Source organism: Rhizobium azibense, assembly GCF_004342325.1.
In the GTDB taxonomy this organism is placed as follows: domain Bacteria; phylum Pseudomonadota; class Alphaproteobacteria; order Rhizobiales; family Rhizobiaceae; genus Rhizobium; species Rhizobium etli_B.
This window is the reverse complement of the sequence record NZ_SMBJ01000006.1, coordinates 224,826-242,647: the sequence shown is the minus strand read 5'-3', so window position 1 is coordinate 242,647 and position 17,822 is coordinate 224,826. Positions and strand designations below refer to the sequence as shown.

The window sequence follows — 17,822 nt, the reverse complement described above, 5'->3', positions numbered from 1 at the left end:
GTGACTAGCGATCGAAGGGCAGCGACGTTCTATTCAAGATCACATGATGGGAGCTGACCGACATGCAGCAGAGCTTCAAGCGCAAGGAACTGGTCGGCAAGCTCAATCCTGTGTGCTTGCGCGCTTTCAAGGCGGCGGCGGACGCGGCCAAGCTTCGCGGCAATCCCTATGTCGAACTCGTCCACTGGATCGAACAGCTGGCCCTGGTCGACCGCGCAGATTTTCAGCTTATCCTCGCCGATGCCGGCGTCGACGTCGGAAGGCTTGCTGCCGACATGGCGAGGGCGATCGACAAGCTACCTTATGGCGCTACCTCCATCGAGGAGTTTTCCGATCACATCTTTCATGCCATCCAGGAGGCCTGGAGCCTCGCAAGCCTGCAGTTCGCATCTGAGGAGGTTCGCGGCGTGCATGTTCTGCTGGCGTGCAGAAAGGTGGCGGTACTTGACGGGCTCCTGTTGAAGATCAGTGCCGAATTCGATCGGATCGAGGCGGATGCGGTTATCCCGCGGCTGGACGACGTACTGGCCGGCTCACTTGAAAATGCCGGTAAGCCCGAAGCTCCAGAATTGTCCCGGAAAAAACGCCCGGCGGGCGGTGACTCGGCATTGGCGAAATACGCCACCGACCTCACCCGGCGCGCACGCGAGGGCAAGATTGATCCGGTCCTGGGCCGCGATCCCGAGATCCGGCAAATCGTCGATATCCTCATGCGCCGGCGCCAGAATAACCCGATCCTGACCGGCGAAGCCGGAGTGGGCAAGACGGCTGTGGTCGAGGGCTTTGCACTGCGCCTTGCAGAAGGAGACGTGCCGCCGCCGCTTAAAGGCGTGGCGCTACACCTGCTGGACATCGGTTTGATGCAGGCGGGAGCGAGCGTCAAGGGTGAGTTCGAGAAGCGGCTGAAGACAGTCATCGATGAAGTCCAGTCATCGGAAACTCCGATCATTCTCTTCATCGATGAAGCTCATACTCTGATCGGGGCAGGCGGTGCCGCGGGAACGGGAGACGCGGCAAATCTTCTCAAACCGGCATTGGCGCGAGGCGAGCTTCGCACCATCGCTGCAACGACATGGGCAGAATACAAGCAGCATATCGAGAAAGACCCAGCTTTGACCCGCCGCTTCCAAGTGGTCAAGGTTGAAGAGCCTGATGAAGAAGCCGCCATTTTGATGCTGCGTGGTGTGGCAGGCGCGTTGGAGAAGCACCATCAGGTGCAGGTCCTGGACGAAGCCATCGAGACAGCCGTCAGCCTTTCACATCGCTATATCCCAGCGCGCCAACTGCCGGACAAGGCAGTCAGCCTACTCGATACGGCCTGCGCACGCGTGGCGGTCTCGCAGCACGCGACTCCGGCTGAGGTCGAAGATCTTGTGCGCCGCAAGCACTCTCTCGAGATCGAGCAGGGCATCATTGAGCGCGAAGCTGCGATCGGCATCGAGGTCGCGGAGCGCCTGTCGAAGGTCGAAGCCTCTCTTTGCGAGACGGAATCCGCGTTGCTTGCCGCAAGGGCTCGCTGGGAAAGAGAACAATCCATGGTCTCCCAGATCCTCGATCTACGGGCGAGGCTGCGGGGAGAGGGAGTTAAGCTTGATGCGGTATTGGCCAGGGGAGAGGCGGACGTGGAATTGCCGGTGGCCGCCGACGTGGATCTCCCCGAGCAGGACGGCGACACAAAGCTCTCCGACCAGGTCGCCGATCTTGCACGGCTCAAGATGCTGATGGCCGAACTTGCAGGCATCCAGGGCGAGACGCCGCTAATCCTGCTCTCCGTTGACCGCAACGCTGTGGCCTCCGTCGTGCAGGACTGGACGGGTATTCCCGTCGGCCGGATGCTGACCAGCCAGACTGAAAAGGCGCTACAGCTCGCAGAGCTTCTTGGAGAGCGCGTCGTCGGCCAGGAGGTTGCAATGGAATCGATCGCACGGCGCGTGCAAACCAGCCGTGCAGGACTTGGCTCACCTGAAAAGCCTGTGGGCGTTTTCCTGCTGTGCGGGCCTTCAGGCGTCGGCAAGACAGAAACGGCGCTGGCGCTCGCCGAGGCACTCTATGGAGGCGAACAGAATCTGATCTCCATCAACATGTCGGAATTTCAGGAGGCACACACGGTTTCGACCCTCAAGGGTGCCCCTCCAGGCTATGTCGGCTACGGCAAAGGGGGGGTACTGACCGAAGCTGTGCGGCGGCGCCCCTATTCCGTCATCTTGCTCGACGAAGTCGAGAAGGCGCACCCGGATGTGCACGAGATCTTCTTCCAGGTTTTCGACAAGGGAATGATGGACGACAGCGAGGGTCGACGGATCGACTTCAGGAACACCCTTATCCTGCTGACGTCGAATGTCGGATCCGACGTCATCATGAAGCGAACAGACGGCGGCAGGACGCGGCCGCCGCTTGAGGAACTCGAAAGCGCATTGCGGCCGCCACTGCTGAAAGTGTTTCCGCCAGCGTTCCTCGGACGGGTGATCGTCGTGCCCTATTACCCGCTCTCGGATTTGATGATCGATGCGATCACACAACATCATTTTGCCAAGATCGCGCGCCGACTCCGCGCCAGCCATGACGCCGAACTGGTCATCGGCAACGGTGTTTTGGAATTGATTAAGGCACGGTGCACCGAAGTTGAATCAGGCGGACGCATGATCGACGCGATTTTGACAAACACGCTTCTGCCGACCCTGAGCCAAGGTGTGCTGAACTGGGCGCTCGAAGGCAAACGCCTTACCAAGGCCACGGTCGGAGCATCTGCCGAAGGCTTCACCTACGCGTTCGAATAAGGAACGTGCTTTCGCCGCTAGAGAGTTTCAGGTTTTCACGGAAGCATATCCGGCATTGGCGAAGTAGTTGCTGCATTCGCCGGGCTCGATGGTTGTGACGAGGTGTCCGATGTGGCGCCAAGTGTCATCGATCGTTCGCTTCTGAGCCAGGCGCATCCAGTGCTTGATTTTGGCGAAGGCCTGTTCGATCGGATTGAGGTCGGGAGAGTACGGCGGCAGGTACCAGAGTCGGGCACCAGCGTTACGGATCATCTGACGGATGGCGACCGACTTGTGGGAGCCGAGATTATCCATCACGACGATGTCGCCGGGTTCGAGCACCGATAGGAGTTGCTGTTCGACATAGGCTCGGAAGCATTCGCCATTGATGGGTCCATCGAAGACACAAGGTGCGGCAAGCCGATCGTAGCGCAACGCGCCCAGGAAAGTCAGGGTGCGCCAATGGCCATGCGGGGCGAAGCCGCGCAGGCGTTTGCCCTTCGGCCCCCAGCCCCGAAGCGGCGCCATGTTGGTCTTGATCCAGGTTTCATCGATGAAGACCAGCCGCCTAGGATCGAGACCGGTCTGCCAGGACCGCCAGCGTTGTCGTCGCCGCGCGATGTCAGCACGTCCCTGTTCAAGGGCGAACAGTGTTTTTTTTGAACCGCAGCCCCTCGCGCCGCAGGAATTGCCATACGGTGTCGTGGGATACCTTCACCCCTCGTGCGGCCAATTCTTCCTTCAACCCGTGCAGTGATAGATGCGGCGTCTGGTTAATTCGCTCGGCGATAAACGCCCGGTACGGCTCAAGAACACGCTTGCGGTGACCGCCCATCTTCCCAGGCGCGACAGATCCGCTCGAACGGTAGCGCTGAGACCACTTCACCGCTGAAGACACCGCAACACCGAACCGCACCGCCACCGACCGGCAGCTCTCGCCGGCTTCGATGGCATCAACAACACGCTTGCGTAGATCATTTGAAAGAGGTCGAGTCATCCGATGCTGGCCTCCACTCCAGCCAGCATCTTGAATCACAAAACAGCCAAAAACGGAATCCCTTCCGATTCAGCTAAAAACGGAAGCGCTCTAGCGGTTGCGGCCGCCGTTAGCTCACAGCTTGGAATTCCACGCGTCTGTTTTCGTCGGCTTTCGGATTTTCCTGGTTGAGAAGAAACTGCTCGCCGACGCCGACGGCTTCGAGCCGTTCTGGAGGGATGTTGCAATCATCCGTGAAGAAGCGCGTTACTTCCTTTGCGCGCAGCACGGAAAGGTGCTGATTGTAGCTTGCGCCTCCGACCGCATCCGTGTGACCGATGATACGGACAAGTTTAATGTCCATATCCTTTATTACTTCGCAGAACTTCTGCAGCATCGCCTTTTGCTTCGTCGCTATGGCCGCTGAATCGAAGTCGAAATTTATGCGGACGTTGATCTGGTCGTCGGGCGGTAGCTTCCAGTATGTCTGCTGTTCGCTTGTCGCCGCTGCGGATTGAGCGGTTGCCGGTGATGTCGCCGTCGGTTGCTGGGTTGACGGCCGACCTTCATTTGGGGCTGCTGGAGCAACTTCGGTGCCTTGCGACGTAATGGCTGCAGGGGGAGGGGGAGCCGGAGCGGTTGTGGCTCCTCCGGTTTCAGGCGTGGCAATTGTCACCGGTATGGCCCCTGCTTCGGACGCGGAGTTGGAGTTGGTAAGAACCAGGCCGCGAGTGGCTCCGAGCCGTGCCGCCTTGAACAACTCGATCTGCCGCTGAAAGCGCTCTTTGAGCGACGCCAAATCGTTCGGTTCCTGCGCGCCCAAATCACTTTGAGTGACGAAGAATAGAGCGAGAAACATCGTCAGCTTGGTGGTCAGCAAGCGCTTCATCTCAGGCTCCTTGGCAAAAAGGTTTCGCCTTCTACGAAATTACTATAGGATGACTTTGGCTGCAACCGATCCGCTAGCCGCTCTTGCGACGGATCGATTTAATGGGGTTCATCCGATCATGACCCCGGATTCTCGGGACAATGCTTCGACGCGGGCACCGAACCGGCCGGGCAGGTCGCAAGGAGCGGGACTAAGCCATACCGGTCATGTGCGAACAACCAACGAAGATGCGGTTCTCACCGATCCCTCGGGCGTCCTTTGGGCAGTAGCTGACGGAATGGGCGGCTACGGTCACGGCGACGTCGCGGCTGACTTGGTCATCGAACAGCTCGCCCTCATTCCGCACAATCCCGTTTCCGGCGCTCACCTCGTTGCTGCACTGCAGTCGGCCAATTCCGCCGTGCGCCGTTGGGCGACTTCGGCCAATGTGGCACAGATGGGCGCTACAGTGGTCGCCGCACTCATCGACGGCGGGACAACAACAATCGCTTGGGTGGGAGACAGCCGGGCCTATCGTTTGCGAAAAGATGAGTTGCTGCAACTCACGCGCGACCATTCGGTGGTGCAGGAACTTCTCGATGAAGGGCACATTAGCCCTGCCGCTGTCAAGCAGCACCCGCAGTCCCACGTGGTTACTCGGGCAATCGGCGCCGCCGACCGGCTGGACGTGGACTCCATCGAGGTCGCGCTGGAGCCGGGCGATCTTCTGCTCCTTTGCTCCGACGGATTGACGGATTGTCTTACCGAGGCCGAGATCATCACCCATTTGAACGCGCCCAGCCCAGACGCCGCCTGCCGCCAGCTGGTCGCCGCCGCTCTCGATCACGGCGCTCCAGACAATGTGTCTGTGGTAGTGATTCGGATTGACGGAGATGCAGCGCCTTGAGGCCACTCAATTCGATTGCGGCTGTCGTCATTGGAATGAGCATCATTCTTGCGGCGGCGGTTTTCGCGTTTGTCGGCGACTTGCTTCGAGACACGGACCGTGATCCGAACGCGGGAAGAATAGACCGGTTGACGCAACAGCTCGCTCAGCAGGACAGAGAGATCCAGTCGCTGCGCGCTGAGCTGAATTCTGTCAAGCCAAAGGTGATAGAGCTAGAGGGAAAGGTGGAAGAACTAGCAAAGGCGCCGCGCCCCGATCCTGTCGCGCCAAGCCTCGCCGTCACCGCCCCTCCCGGGGAACCTTTGAGCCAGGAATCATTTTCGATCGACCAGTTCGGCGGCATGGCGCCGCCGGAGGAGACCGAAAATATGACGGAGCCGATGCAACTGGCGAAGAAGCGCTTCAACGAGGGGGTCATACGCCCGACCCCGGCAGTGCTCCGCCAGATCCTCGGCGAGCCGCGTAGTGCCTATTCCACAAGCTGCCAACCGGTCACCAACCCGAAATTGCTCAAGAACCTGGTTAGCCGGGACATAGGACATTTCCGCCTGACGATGATCAGGCCCGCCCTCGATTCGCTGGCGCATATCATGGAGCGCCTCCGAAAGGAGGAGCCGGATATCTATTCCGCAATCGGCACGGCTGGTGCGCTGTGCGCGCGTTATGTTCGAGGCTCGAACAGGTCTGTGTCGTCGCATGCCTGGGGCGCGGCCGTCGATCTGACGCTCAAGAAGAACCTCGACAGGATGGGAGACAGCAGCACACAGTTCGGACTTGTAGTGCTCGCAGAGTTCTTCAATGATGCCGGCTGGTATTGGGGAGCTGGCTATACCCGGGAAGATTCCATGCATTTTGAAGTGGGTGAGGCGCTGCTTCGCAAATGGGCCGCGGAGGGCAAACTGTGAGGGACTATGTCCAGCCTGCGGGTCGGGATGGAGCGAGAGCGGACGTGCTTCCGGCATTGGCCGAGCCGCTGCTTGGCCTCGCGAAGCGTGCCGAAAGCGAGAAGCGGCCTGATCCGCAGGAATTGGCTGCGACGGCCCGCATGCTCGTGGCCGAGTTCGAGAAAGAAGGACGGCGCAGGAACGTTCCGCCGGACTGGATACTGGATGCGCGCGACGCGCTCGTTGCGTTGCTCGATGTCCGTGCGCGCAGCAATCCGGCGCTGCCGATCAAACGATGGGAGCGTGCGCTCGCAGCCGCTCTTCCGATCAACCACATGATTGGCGCCGACGGTCTCGCCGAAAGGGCCTCCCAAGCCGCGAAAGGGGGGCTGTCTCGGCGAGATCTGGCGCGCTTTCTGGGGCACTGCAGTGAAGCCGTTCAAGCTGCACAGTCGAAGGAGGAGAAGCACAGAACGCGAACAGATCGTGGCCTCGTCTTTGTTCCGGTGGCTCTGTTCTTCGCGATGCTGGTCGCCTGGGCCGGTTGGGCCGAGTGGCAGTTTCGCGAGCGGCTGCTGGCACGATTACCTGACGTCGGCAGCGTTGTGGAAGCGGGCAGGATCGCCACGCCAGCCGCGCGGGCGGCTCAGCTCGATGCATTCGTGGCGGCGGTTCGGCTCGTTGAGCAGGATGGCGCCCGCTCTCCGCTTGGTCTCATTCACCATATCGAGATGATCGATCCCGCTGCAGCGGCGCGCCGTCACTATGGCGAGGCGGCCGAAGCCTTGGTTGTCGAGCCGCTCGCCGAGGCACTGGCTGTTGCGCTTGCCACGGAAGGGGAGGCCAATGCGCTCTACGATACCCTTCGCGCTTTGTCGATACTGAAGGGGACATCGGACTGGCAGCCCAGGTTTTTGGGAGGGTGGGTCGCCGATCGCGCCGAGAGCTTCCCCGAACTTGCTTTACTGGCCGAGCACGTTGCAGCCATGCCAAAGCCTCAGCCGGGACTTCCATCTCCCGATCCCGAAACGATCGCCCAGGCACGGCAATTCGCTGCTGAAGGCTTTGCGAGTGAGCGCGCCTTGCTGGAACTGACGCGGGCCGAAAAGACGGCAGCTATTCCTGCCTGGTCTCTCGCTCAGGCGGTTCCCGGTCTCGAAACGATCTTGATCCATCGCTCAGGCCTGCCGATCGAGCGTGGGGTCCCCGGTCTCTATACGGAGGCTGGATGGAACTATGCCAGGTCAGGCGCCGCCGACGCGATCCGCCGGGCAACGTCCGAAGCCGCAAGGCTTCTGCCTTCGGGCGGCACGGCGACCACGGATGCGGTGATGGATCTCCTTCAAAAGCGCACGCTTGAGGCATGGACGCAGTATCTGGGTGAGCTTCGCGTGCGGCCGTTCACGGACCAACCCACGTCTGTCGTGATCAGCGGTGGGCTGAGCGCCCGCAACTCGCCGCTGTCGGCGCTTATCCGCGAGGCATGGCGCCAGTCCGGCGGGACCGACCGCAGCCGAAGCCACGCTCACCAGCTTAAGGTGGCAGCTGCATTGGGTCCGGCCATCCAGTTCGTGGAACAGGGCCGGATGTCGGAGATCTCGCAGCTCTTTGTGTCGCTGAACGTCGCTCTCTCCGTCCTCGATGCGGATGCGGAGATCGGAAAGAAATCCCTGATGGACGCACAGGAGCGCGCCAACTCGATCGTCGCCTTGCAGCAAGCCCCGCTGCTGGTCGTGCAGATCGTCGAGGACGTGATCGCTCAGACGGCTGCCCCAAAAGCGTCGGAGGTTGTTGTGGATCACGCTCCCAAACAGACACCTCAGGCAACGCAGCCTTCGCTGTCACCACAATCACCTTGGGGTTCCCAGGTTGCGGCCGCCTGCCAGGCCGCCGTAAGCGGCCATTATCCATTCTTTGACGGGCCTGATGCGAACCTGGCCGAAGTCGCGCGGATCTTCGCGCCGGATGGCGCCATAGAAAAGTACTTCCGAGCACAACTGGCACACTTGATGGACACGTCGACCACACCGTGGCGATGGAAGCCGCAAGCGCGGCTTTCGGGCTACTCACCCGAAAGCGCGGCCTTTCTCCAAAGGGCGATTGCAGTTGGCGAGGCGTTGTTTCGCAAGGGAGCGCCGCCCGACATCCCGATTGTGCTGGAAGCTCTTGCCCAACGAGGAGCCGCCACTGTCTCGATCGGCGGCGCTCATGCTCCGGTCGTCACATCAGGGGAGTCGGTCACCTTGAACTGGCCAGGAGCCTCGCCCGCGCAAGGCTTTGAGATATCCTTCGATACAGGTCCTGCGCTCGAAAAGAAGAGCGCGCCGGGTCCTTGGGGTCTCTTGCGGTTTCTGGATGGGTCGCGCCTGCGGCCCCGCGAGGCCGGTCGACGGTTCCTCATAGATGTCCGTGCCAAGGGGGCGCGTGCCTATCTTCAGATGTCCTTCGCAGGAGCTGCCAACCCGGTGTCGGTTCGCTCACTGATGCGCGGCCTGACCTGTCCGTTGACGCTCTGAAAGCGTTTTTACCGATGACACCCGCGCGGCCGGGTGCCAACCATCGACGGCGCTTTGCAGTTCGGGCGAATAAACCTCGATGCAATCGGCGGTTGGCGCTCCCGCCAGTGGCAATGGGCGATGTACCATACCTTGGCAGAGGCTGAACATTATGCCTCGCCACGGCTTTGCACCGACGGTGAGAGAGGCTTGAAGGAAGATCGAAGGCTACACCAGAATATCAAAAGCGATGCCTGGCCGCGAGCGGGATTTTCATCCTGCGTTCAGGAACATCTTCGAAAATAACCCATTCTCTTAGGGAGTGTTGACCCATGGCCAGAGATGATTTTGCTGCAAACGATGCCCCATTGCAGAACGAAGATATCGTAATCTGCAAAAGAGTCTTCGATCATATCTGCGCGGCCGAGCACGTAAGAGGTGACGACGCATGTGATGAGCTCGCAACCCTGATCATCCGTTTATATCAGCGCGGCGTTACGAACGAACACAGCTTGGAACAGCTTCTCGCGCGCATTGCCAAGAAACAGAGGTAGGTATGAACACTCGAACATTCCCGCACTATTATGCCAGGCGCGATGGGGATGGCACCTGGTCGATTGTCGATACGCGAACGCACCAGGTCGCCGTCATTGCTGAAACTCTGCCGCTCAAACGCCTTGATGAAGCCACCGCCATGGAGATTATCGATGCCCTTAAGAGACATCCGGCGTCCAGAGACTCCGCCGAAAGCGATGCGCGGGAGCCAGCTTCGTGCGCTCAACTGAGTTCTTGGGCGAGTCCGATGAGAAGCCCTTCGGGCCCACGGATGTAGCAGAGCCGATACGCGGCCTTATACTCGACGACTTCGCCTACGAGCTTGGCGCCATGCGTGAAGAGCCTTTCAAGCGTCTCGTCGATGTCGTCGACGGCGAACATGACGCGGAGGTAGCCGAGTGCATTGACCGGGGCGTTCCGGTGATCTGCGACGACGGGCGGCGTGATGAAGCGGGAGAGCTCGAGCCGGCTGTGGCCGTCGGGTGTGCGCATCATGGCAATCTCGACACGCTGATCGCCCAGTCCAGTAACACGTCCGGCCCACTCTCCTTCGATCGCGGCCCGCCCTTCAAGCTCGAGGCCGAGTTCGCGAAAGAAATCAATCGTCGCGTCAAGGTCTTCGACGACGATTCCGATATTGTCCATCCGCTTGACCGCCATGGTATAAATCTCCGAAATGTCGTTTCAATCGACGGGGCGTCGCCACCTCTGACAACGGACGCTTGGGGCCCCCCGACACGGGCCTCATTCCCGTCAACGGTTCATTCGCCGTCGGTCTCATAGACCGCCCGCGGTTCCTCCGGCTCACCAGCCCCTATATGACGACTGCCGCAGCTGCCGTCATGCCTCCAGGGGCGATATTCGACCGGCCACCAGCGTCGGCTTCACCCAAACGATATATTGCGCGCCGGCCGGAATATTCGACAGGAGGTTTCTTCACCATCAATGAATCGAGCAAGCTGGGCAACTGGCGACCGACGCGCGGAACAAACATGCCATCGCTTCATTTCTCTACCACCAAAGATGAGGAACGTGGCATGACATACGACCCCAACAACCCAAACGAGCCGAACCGCCCGCTGCCGCCAAGCGAGCCTGACCTCCGCGCGACACCGGCTCGCAACCGGCCTTCGTGGGGCGCTTGGGTCGCGGGTATCGTGGTCTTCGCTGTTGCGGCTTTCGCACTGGTCGAGTGGCTCGATGGGCCGGATACAGACCCTGCGACAACGTCCTCGACGACCAAATCGGAGCCTGCTCCAGCACCGGCTACACCGGCCGCACCGGCTGACAACGATGCAACCCCGGCGCCGGCCACTCCTCCAACGGCTCCGGCGCAGCAGTAGCTTGCGCTTTAAAACGGACGCTTTCTGGTCAGCCTGTTTTCGCAGGAACGAGACGCATGCGCCCGCGCCCGGGCTGGAAGTCCTCACGCCCGGTCACAGGACAAATCGAGGCCGCCAAAAAACCCGCACCCTACTCGCGGTACGTGATTCAGCCGAAAAGGAAAACAAAAACAAAGGCAATCTGAGGGAATGGTGGGCGATGAGAGACTCGAACTCCCGACATCCTCGGTGTAAACGAGGCGCTCTACCAACTGAGCTAATCGCCCCTCGATGCCGCAGCATCCAGTGTGAAGGCTCTCTACCGATATCGGCGCAGAACTGCAAGACCATTGCCGGCTTTTTCTAGCAAATTTTTAGAACCGGCATCATCGGACCATGTCAACTGCGGACGCGCTCAGATGATTGTGAACCGCCAAGGGGGATCTTCTTGTCTCGCAAGCTTTCGTGACGCCGGACTTGCGTATAGAGATGGGCTGCGTTGCGGCACGTTCTGGTGTTGTGTCGTGACAATAACCATTCGAGACTGGAGCACAGAGTGAAAACGCGCGAAGAGCGGCTGCGTCTGAGGAGCAGCACACCTCGAACAAGGCTTGATTTTGTCCATACCGAAGGCGCCAAACTCCTGCCTGATCGCAATGAACTCCTTTATCGCCTGCCCAATCGTGCAGTTGCAGCCGAGATTGGAGTAGCTGAAGGAGAGTTCACGTGTGAAATCCTCAAGCGGAATCGCCCCGAAAAACTGTTCCTGATCGATCCGTGGGGAATGGATCGTTACTCGGCCGGCATGGCGACGGTGAGCGAGAAATTCGCCGGCGAGATAAAAGAGGGAACGGTGGTGATCCGGCAGGGCACGTCGCTTGAAGCTCTAAGCATGTTTGACGACAGTTTTTTCGACTGGGTTTATATCGACACGGATCATTCCTTCGAACTCACCTGGAAGGAACTGGTCCTTTCAAACAGCAAGGTTAATCGCGGCGGGCGAATTGCGGGCCACGATTTTTGTACCGGCAATACCGTAAAGCCGATCGTCTACGGCGTCGTGGAAGCCGTCAACAAGTTCTGCTTGGAATATGGATGGCGCTTCGAATACCTGACGCTGGATCCAGATGCGCATTTTTCCTTCTGCCTGCAGCGCCTTTGATCACCAGCCTTGCGATTCACGCCTGTACCCGCTGCTGCCGCACCCTGAAAATGCCGGCCATGGCAATCGCCAGCAGTAGCGCGGCAGTGGCGATAAGCAATAAGCCGCCGGCGGAGCGATAGACGAGGACGCCCAGGATCCCGCCGAACAGAAACGCGAGAATGGTTTGGACATGTAAAAGGAGTTTGGCGCGGTCATGCTGCGCCTCGCTGGGTCGCTCCCGCCCGCGCAGGATGTCGAACATCATCCCGAGCTCGATTCCGACATCGGTCGCCATTCCCGAGATGTGGGTGGTCCTCACCCGAGCGTTGGAAATGCGGGTGACGACTGCGTTTTGAAGTCCCATGAGAAAGGCAAGGCCGATCACCAGAACCGGTGCTCGCCATTCTCCAAGCAGCCAAAGGTCGGCACAACCAAGTATTGCAAGCAAGATCCCTTCGGTCAGGATGCTGTAGGCGTAGATGGCATTTATATTGCGTCTGCGGCCGGCATTGATGAGCAGCGTCGAGACGGCTGCGCCCAGGATGAAGGTTACGATGATCGCAAGGTAGAACAGGGCGGAAATCCACGCGCCGACGGCAATGTGATCGGAAAATATGGAAATGTTACCGGTCATGTTTGCCGAAAAGAAGCCGACCGCGTAAAAGGCGGCCGCGTTGAGCGCGCCGGCGATGGCCGCAAGACAAGAGGCGAGCTTCCTGTCAATCTGTTCGTTGCGTTCGTGCCCCTGGCGGATCAGCATGGTCAATCTTCAAAGTGGCGGGATCGGGTCAAGATCCGGAAAGTGCGGTCAACGGGACGTGAAATTTCGATGCGGTCGGGCCTTTAGACCGAGAGCAGAAGAATCTGCACAATCCATTCACTTTTCACTTCTATCGCCTCAAACATGAACGTCAACACGGCCGGATATTGCCGGTTTTGTCCGGCGTTCTTCACTTCGCAGGAGAAAGCGCGGAAACGAAAAATGATCCACCTGAGATGCGGCGGATCACTCTTGGCCCGTGTGCCGCTCTTGCAGTTGATCGGAAGATCGAGCGAATGCACCCGAGGACAGTTTCGACCAGGAGAAGATTTCAATCCGCCAGCCGCTTCCCATCTGAATCGAAGAAGCGGCGCTTGGTCATCTCGCTTGCGAGATGGATAGTGTCACCGGCCTCGATTGGAACCGAAGACCTGTGTTCAGCGGTAACGGCCCCTCCATCATCGAGCTGGCAGTAGAGGTACTGGGTTCCGCCAAGGTATTCAGAAAAATCAACGCGCGCTCTAAGCGTCTGTGCCGCAGCTTCAGCGACAATGAAGTGCTCCGGGCGAACGCCGAATGTAAGCCTGTCGCCAGCTGAAAGCTTGCCAGATGCAATCGGCGCCGGGATGGCCGTCCCGGCGACGCTGATTGTGCCGTCGCCCGACCATGTCGCTTGCAGTAAATTCATCCGCGGTGAACCGATGAAGCCCGCTACGAAGACATTGGCCGGGTTCTCATAGACCTCGCGCGGCGTTCCGGATTGTTCGATGCGCCCATCGCGAAGAACGACGATCTTGTCGGCAAGTGTCATCGCCTCGGTCTGGTCATGCGTGACATAGATCATCGTGTTGGCGAGTTCGCGATGTAGCCGAGCGATCTCGATGCGCATCGAGACCCGCAATTCGGCATCGAGATTGGAAAGCGGCTCGTCGAACAAAAACACGTGCGGCTTGCGCACGATTGCCCGGCCGATCGCCACGCGTTGGCGCTGACCGCCGGAGAGTTGTCCGGGCTTGCGGTCGAGCAGGTGCTCGATCTTCAAAATCGCGGACGCGGCCATCACGCGTGCTTCGATCTCTGCTGCCGCCGTTTTCGCCATCTTCAGTCCGAATGCGAGGTTTTCGCGAACGTTCATGTGTGGGTAAAGAGCATACGACTGAAACACCATGGCAATGCCGCGCTCGGACGGATCGAGATCGGTGACATTGCGCCCCTTGATCTCGATCTCGCCGTCAGTAACCTCTTCCAATCCGGCAATCATGCGAAGCAGCGTCGACTTTCCGCAGCCGGAGGGTCCCACGAAGACAACGAAGGAACCTTCGGCAATTTCAAGGTCGATGCCGTGAATGACATCAAGGCCAGCGAAACTCTTGCGGACGCCCGCCAGCACGACGCCAGTGTCAGCCAGTTTAATCACCGCCTTCTTCACCTGCTCTTACCCAGACAAGCATCTCACCTGGCGCTCGATTGTCCCAGAATGAATAGGGCACAAAGCGCGCAGCCGTTTCGCGTGCATGCGGCGGCGACGCCCTGTAAAGGGCCTCGCCCCAGTCGGCCTCATCGCGCCTTGCAGGCAAATCCAGAGCAATGGCACCACCAAGCTCGGCGACTTCGGCGGTTTTCGCTTTCGAAACGTCGCCATTGAGCCGGATTCCATTCAAGCCGGGGCCGTTGTCGGTTGCTTCGACGCAGTAGACCAAAGGTCCACGCATCAAAGCCATGCGGCCGGCATCCTGACGAACGAGCGGATTGGCAAACAGCGAGCGCGTTGCAAGAGGAATGTCGAGATCGACGCGGTCGCCGCTTTTCCATTCCCGCTCGATGCGGGCATAGCCGTCGAGCATCACACGAGAGAGATCAAACGTCTCGCCATTCACCTTGATCGCCACTCCGTTTGCCCATTCGGGGATACGAAGCGACACTGCAAAACACGCCGGCTTTTCCGTTGCGATGTCGAAACGTATGGCGCCATCCCAAGGATAGCGCGTCTCCTGCGCCAGTGTAATCTTGGAGCCGCCGATTTCGAAATGCGCCTTGCTTTCTCCGTAGAGATGTACGGCGATCTCGTCGTCGGCAACGGCATACATGTACGACCCGATGGAAGAAAGCAGGCGGGCAATGTTGGGCGGGCAGCACGGGCAATGATGCCAGATCCAGCGATGATGCTTGCCGCTACTTTCAAGTGGATTTTCGTAGAAGAACGTGCGGCCGTCGAGCGAAATACCGGCCATTGCGCCATTGTACAGTGCCTGTTCCATGATGTCGGCATAGCGGCGGTTCGGGCCGCGGCCGAGCATACGGCTTGCCCAAAACACCAGGCCGACCGAAGCGCAGGTTTCCGCATAGGCGCTTTCGTTCGGCAAATCGTAGTAGTCGGTGAAGCCCTCATTTGCAGCGGCCGGGCCGATGCCGCCGGTAATGTACATCTGCTTAGTTGTAAGGTCATCCCAGAGCGTTTCGAGCGCTGCAGTCAGCGTGTCGTCGTTATATTCCGTCGCGATATCGGCCATGCCGGAATAAAGATACATGGCACGCACCGCATGGCCGACCACCTTCTTCTGCTCTCGCACCGGTTGATGGGCCTGGTTGTATTCGTAAGTCTTCTGGATGAAATGTGTCGGATCGCGCCCATCACGGATCGCTTCTTCGGTGAAGAAATGCGGCTCGGTGCCACGCTCGTCTATGAAATATTTGGCGAGATCCAGATACTTCTTCTGGCCGGTCACCCGGGCGAGTTTCACGAGTGCAAGCTCGACCTCCTCATGGCCGCAATAGCCCGGGATCTTGCCCTCGCCATGGCCGAAGACCTCGATCATGTGATCGGCATACCTGCACATGATGTCGAGCAGCTTTCGCTTGCCTGTCGCCTGAAAATAGGCAACGGCACCCTCGATCAGGTGTCCGGCGCAATAAAGCTCGTGGTGATCGCGCAGGTTGGTCCAGCGGCGACCGGGCTGAACGCGTTGGAACCAGGCATTCAGATAGCCGTCTGCATCCTGCAGCTTTTCGTACATGTCGGTGATTTCGTCGACTCGCGCCTCAAGTCGGGGATTGGGACGCCGGTAGAGCGAATAGGCAACGGTCTCGATCGACTTCCCAAGGTCGCTGTCCCAGAACATCTGAGTCGTACCACCCCAGGGCTGAATCGGAATGACGACCCCAGGCCCCTGGTGGCTGGTATCGATCGCGCGCAGCATGCCCGCCTCCACGCAGCGGTCAAGAAGTGTCTCGGCCGTGGATCCGCAGATGGCCTCCTGACGGTCACCGAAGATGCCGCATAGCTCGACGCTTGGAACGGGCAGGGGGCGGAACTGACGGTCTCGTTTTGGATCGTTCATGGCTTCATCCGTTGTAAGTGGCTTCATTTTACCGCGCCGGCCATCAGCCCGCGCATGTAGTAGCGTTGCAAAAGCAGGAAGACGATGAGGCAGGGGACCGTCATGACGACGACGCCGGCCTGCACAGCACCCCAGTTGATGGCGCCGAGGCGGCCGGCGCGAACTGCCGTCATGAGGACCGGCAGGGTGTATTTCTCGTTGCTGGAGAGCAGCACAAGTGCTGCCAGGAACTCGTTCCAGGCATTCAGGAACGCAAAGATCGCGACGGTAGCGACACCCGGCAGGACGAGGGGCAACAGCACGCGCGCGAGGAGTTTCAAATCACGGGCGCCATCGATGCGCGCAGCCTCCTCGATCTCCTTCGGCACGGCGTCGAAAGCATTTCGCATCATGAAAACGGAAAAGGGTAGCTGAAGCGTCACGTACACGAGCGTCAGCCCGAGTAGCGAATTGTTGAGCCCGAGCTTTGCAAGGATGATGAAAAGCGGCGTCAGGATCGACTGGAACGGGATCATCAGTGTCGTGATGATCAGCACGAAGAGCACGTTCTTCAGCGGAAAGCGGTAGCGTGAAAATCCGTAGCCCGCAAGCAGGCTGACGGCAACGGTGAGAACCACGGTGGCAAGGGAAACGAGCAGCGAATTGACCATATGCCGCCAGATCCCGGCGCCGAAGGTATCCAGCAATCTATAGGAATCGAAGCTTATCCCCGCAGTCGGCCATGGCGGCAGGGGCGGCAGGGACGCCTCGGTTCCGTGTCGGAACGAGGCAAGCAGCGTGACGGCGAAAGGCGCAAGAAAGAAGACTGCTATGGTGATGCCGGTCAGGTGATAGGCCGACTTCGAGCGTAAGCGCTTTCGTGCACGTTTTTCCTTCGCGGAGATCATTGGTGATCCCCTCCGACACGCAGCAGCCAGAGCTGAACGATACTGATAGCAACCAGGATCGCGAGAAGCGCGATCGAGAGCGCTGCGCCATAGCCGAGATTGAAGGATACGAAGGACTGATTGAAGATGTAGTACACGACCGAGATCATCTTGTTCTGCGGCCCGCCGGCCGTCATGATATAGAACTGGTCAAAGGCGAGAACCGATCCGGTAACGGAGACGATTAGCGCCAAAGCGATCGTTTTGCGCATCAACGGCAGTGTCAGGTGCACGAAGCGCTGCCAACGACCGGCGCCATCGATGCGGGCCGCCTCGGTGAGTTCGGCGGGAATAGCCTGAAGTCCGGTCAAGAGGATGATCATGGTGAAACCTGCGATCTTCCAGACCACCATCACGACAATCGTCAGAAACGCCGTGTCGAAAGTGGCAAGCAGGTTCGGGCTCTTTGCCACGACGCCGAGGCTTTTCAAGGCGGGACCGATGAAGCCGCTGTCGACATTGGCGAGCCAAACCCAAAGCAGCGATGCCGTCGCAAGGCCGACGACCACGGGCAGGAAGACGATCGTGCGATAGGCGCTGACAAATTGCCGCTCTTTTTCGACAAAGATCGCGAGCGGAAAGGCGATCGAAAAGATCGCGATCGTGACGATCACGGTATAATAGGCCGTAAAATTCAGCGCTGTCATGAAGCGGCTGTCGTTATACATGCGAAGGTAATTGTTGAATCCGATCCAGCGCGAAGCGCCCATCAGTGGCCAGTTGTGAAGGCTCATCCATCCGGTGAAAATCACCGGTATGATGAAGAAGACGATAACGAGCGCCATGGCAGGGGCGATATAGGCAAGGCCGCGCCATTGCGATCTGCGAGCCCTGCGCGCGCAAGCTTGGTGCGGTAAGCCTGAACCTGTCATCGAGAACGCTCCGCATCTT

The 17,822-nt window shown here is 59.4% G+C and carries 15 protein-coding genes and 1 tRNA gene; 7 read left to right on the top strand and 9 right to left on the bottom strand.

The window, feature by feature from the left end; genetic code table 11:
* Positions 1 to 62 precede the first annotated feature (62 nt).
* Positions 63 to 2,777 carry a type VI secretion system ATPase TssH gene (gene tssH, locus EV130_RS16860; protein WP_132550782.1) on the top strand — a complete coding sequence of 905 codons (2,715 nt, stop codon included), beginning with the start codon at positions 63 to 65 and terminating at the stop codon, positions 2,775 to 2,777.
* Positions 2,778 to 2,804: 27 nt separating this feature from the next.
* Here tssH and EV130_RS16855 read toward each other — a convergent pair.
* Positions 2,805 to 3,753 (bottom strand): IS630 family transposase gene (locus tag EV130_RS16855; protein WP_132660890.1). Its coding sequence is split into 2 segments (ribosomal slippage): positions 2,805 to 3,416 and positions 3,418 to 3,753, totalling 948 coding nucleotides; the frame shifts between segments, so codons are not numbered across the junction.
* Positions 3,754 to 3,862: 109 nt separating this feature from the next.
* Entirely contained in the window at positions 3,863 to 4,621 is a 759-nt protein-coding gene (locus tag EV130_RS16850; RefSeq protein WP_074064424.1) for an OmpA family protein, read from the bottom strand.
* A gap of 118 nt (positions 4,622 to 4,739) precedes the next feature.
* Between EV130_RS16850 and EV130_RS16845 the strand changes: the two genes are divergently transcribed.
* From EV130_RS16845 to EV130_RS16830, 4 genes are all read left to right on the top strand, one after another.
* Positions 4,740 to 5,507 carry a PP2C family protein-serine/threonine phosphatase gene (locus tag EV130_RS16845; RefSeq protein WP_074065639.1) on the top strand — a complete coding sequence of 256 codons (768 nt, stop codon included), beginning with the start codon at positions 4,740 to 4,742 and terminating at the stop codon, positions 5,505 to 5,507.
* Positions 5,504 to 6,412 carry a M15 family metallopeptidase gene (locus EV130_RS16840; protein ID WP_237358654.1) on the top strand — a complete coding sequence of 303 codons (909 nt, stop codon included), beginning with the start codon at positions 5,504 to 5,506 and terminating at the stop codon, positions 6,410 to 6,412. The genes EV130_RS16845 and EV130_RS16840 overlap by 4 nt, the downstream gene beginning before the upstream one ends.
* Positions 6,409 to 8,907 carry an ImcF-related family protein gene (locus EV130_RS16835; protein ID WP_245520068.1) on the top strand — a complete coding sequence of 833 codons (2,499 nt, stop codon included), beginning with the start codon at positions 6,409 to 6,411 and terminating at the stop codon, positions 8,905 to 8,907. The genes EV130_RS16840 and EV130_RS16835 overlap by 4 nt, the downstream gene beginning before the upstream one ends.
* A gap of 311 nt (positions 8,908 to 9,218) precedes the next feature.
* Positions 9,219 to 9,440, top strand: a complete 222-nt coding sequence (locus EV130_RS16830) for a hypothetical protein (protein WP_074064426.1) — start codon at positions 9,219 to 9,221, stop codon at positions 9,438 to 9,440.
* 223 nt (positions 9,441 to 9,663) lie between these two features.
* Here EV130_RS16830 and EV130_RS16825 read toward each other — a convergent pair whose 3' ends face one another.
* A complete protein-coding gene (locus EV130_RS16825; protein WP_074064427.1) occupies positions 9,664 to 10,101 on the bottom strand; it encodes a VOC family protein in 438 nt (145 codons plus the stop codon).
* A 377-nt stretch (positions 10,102 to 10,478) separates the two neighbouring features.
* Between EV130_RS16825 and EV130_RS16820 the strand changes: the two genes are divergently transcribed.
* On the top strand, positions 10,479 to 10,784 hold the full coding sequence (locus EV130_RS16820; RefSeq protein ID WP_132550778.1) for a hypothetical protein: 306 nt from the start codon (positions 10,479 to 10,481) through the stop codon (positions 10,782 to 10,784).
* 190 nt (positions 10,785 to 10,974) lie between these two features.
* On the opposite strand, the gene EV130_RS16815 is transcribed toward EV130_RS16820, so the two are convergent.
* Positions 10,975 to 11,050: transfer RNA gene (locus EV130_RS16815), tRNA-Val, on the bottom strand.
* Positions 11,051 to 11,319: 269 nt separating this feature from the next.
* Here EV130_RS16815 and EV130_RS16810 point away from each other — a divergent pair.
* Entirely contained in the window at positions 11,320 to 11,925 is a 606-nt protein-coding gene (locus EV130_RS16810) for a class I SAM-dependent methyltransferase (RefSeq protein ID WP_074064428.1), read from the top strand.
* A gap of 16 nt (positions 11,926 to 11,941) precedes the next feature.
* Here EV130_RS16810 and EV130_RS16805 read toward each other — a convergent pair whose 3' ends face one another.
* The 5 genes from EV130_RS16805 to EV130_RS16785 all read right to left on the bottom strand — a co-directional run bounded on the left by EV130_RS16805 (position 11,942) and on the right by EV130_RS16785 (position 17,803).
* A complete protein-coding gene (locus tag EV130_RS16805; protein WP_074064429.1) occupies positions 11,942 to 12,667 on the bottom strand; it encodes a YoaK family protein in 726 nt (241 codons plus the stop codon).
* Positions 12,668 to 12,998: 331 nt separating this feature from the next.
* Positions 12,999 to 14,075, bottom strand: coding sequence for an ABC transporter ATP-binding protein (locus EV130_RS16800; RefSeq protein ID WP_074065642.1), 1,077 nt, complete (start codon positions 14,073 to 14,075; stop codon positions 12,999 to 13,001).
* Between the two features lies 1 nt (position 14,076).
* Complete coding sequence (locus EV130_RS16795; protein WP_132550776.1) at positions 14,077 to 16,005, bottom strand: glycoside hydrolase family 127 protein; 1,929 nt, start codon at positions 16,003 to 16,005, stop codon at positions 14,077 to 14,079.
* Between the two features lie 23 nt (positions 16,006 to 16,028).
* On the bottom strand, positions 16,029 to 16,892 hold the full coding sequence (locus EV130_RS16790; RefSeq protein WP_074064431.1) for a carbohydrate ABC transporter permease: 864 nt from the start codon (positions 16,890 to 16,892) through the stop codon (positions 16,029 to 16,031).
* Complete coding sequence (locus tag EV130_RS16785) at positions 16,889 to 17,803, bottom strand: carbohydrate ABC transporter permease (protein WP_074064432.1); 915 nt, start codon at positions 17,801 to 17,803, stop codon at positions 16,889 to 16,891. The genes EV130_RS16790 and EV130_RS16785 overlap by 4 nt, the downstream gene beginning before the upstream one ends.
* Positions 17,804 to 17,822 lie beyond the last annotated feature (19 nt).

What these genes read in the sequence shown, in the direction of transcription:
- tssH (WP_132550782.1), top strand. Translation starts at nt 63, where the DNA reads ATGCAGCAGAGCTTCAAGCGCAAGGAACTGGTCGGCAAGCTCAATCCT.
- EV130_RS16850 (WP_074064424.1), bottom strand. Translation starts at nt 4,621, where the DNA reads ATGAAGCGCTTGCTGACCACCAAGCTGACGATGTTTCTCGCTCTATTC.
- EV130_RS16845 (WP_074065639.1), top strand. Translation starts at nt 4,740, where the DNA reads ATGACCCCGGATTCTCGGGACAATGCTTCGACGCGGGCACCGAACCGG.
- EV130_RS16830 (WP_074064426.1), top strand. Translation starts at nt 9,219, where the DNA reads ATGGCCAGAGATGATTTTGCTGCAAACGATGCCCCATTGCAGAACGAA.
- EV130_RS16825 (WP_074064427.1), bottom strand. Translation starts at nt 10,101, where the DNA reads ATGGCGGTCAAGCGGATGGACAATATCGGAATCGTCGTCGAAGACCTT.
- EV130_RS16820 (WP_132550778.1), top strand. Translation starts at nt 10,479, where the DNA reads ATGACATACGACCCCAACAACCCAAACGAGCCGAACCGCCCGCTGCCG.
- EV130_RS16805 (WP_074064429.1), bottom strand. Translation starts at nt 12,667, where the DNA reads ATGCTGATCCGCCAGGGGCACGAACGCAACGAACAGATTGACAGGAAG.
- EV130_RS16795 (WP_132550776.1), bottom strand. Translation starts at nt 16,005, where the DNA reads ATGAACGATCCAAAACGAGACCGTCAGTTCCGCCCCCTGCCCGTTCCA.
- EV130_RS16790 (WP_074064431.1), bottom strand. Translation starts at nt 16,892, where the DNA reads ATGATCTCCGCGAAGGAAAAACGTGCACGAAAGCGCTTACGCTCGAAG.
- EV130_RS16785 (WP_074064432.1), bottom strand. Translation starts at nt 17,803, where the DNA reads ATGACAGGTTCAGGCTTACCGCACCAAGCTTGCGCGCGCAGGGCTCGC.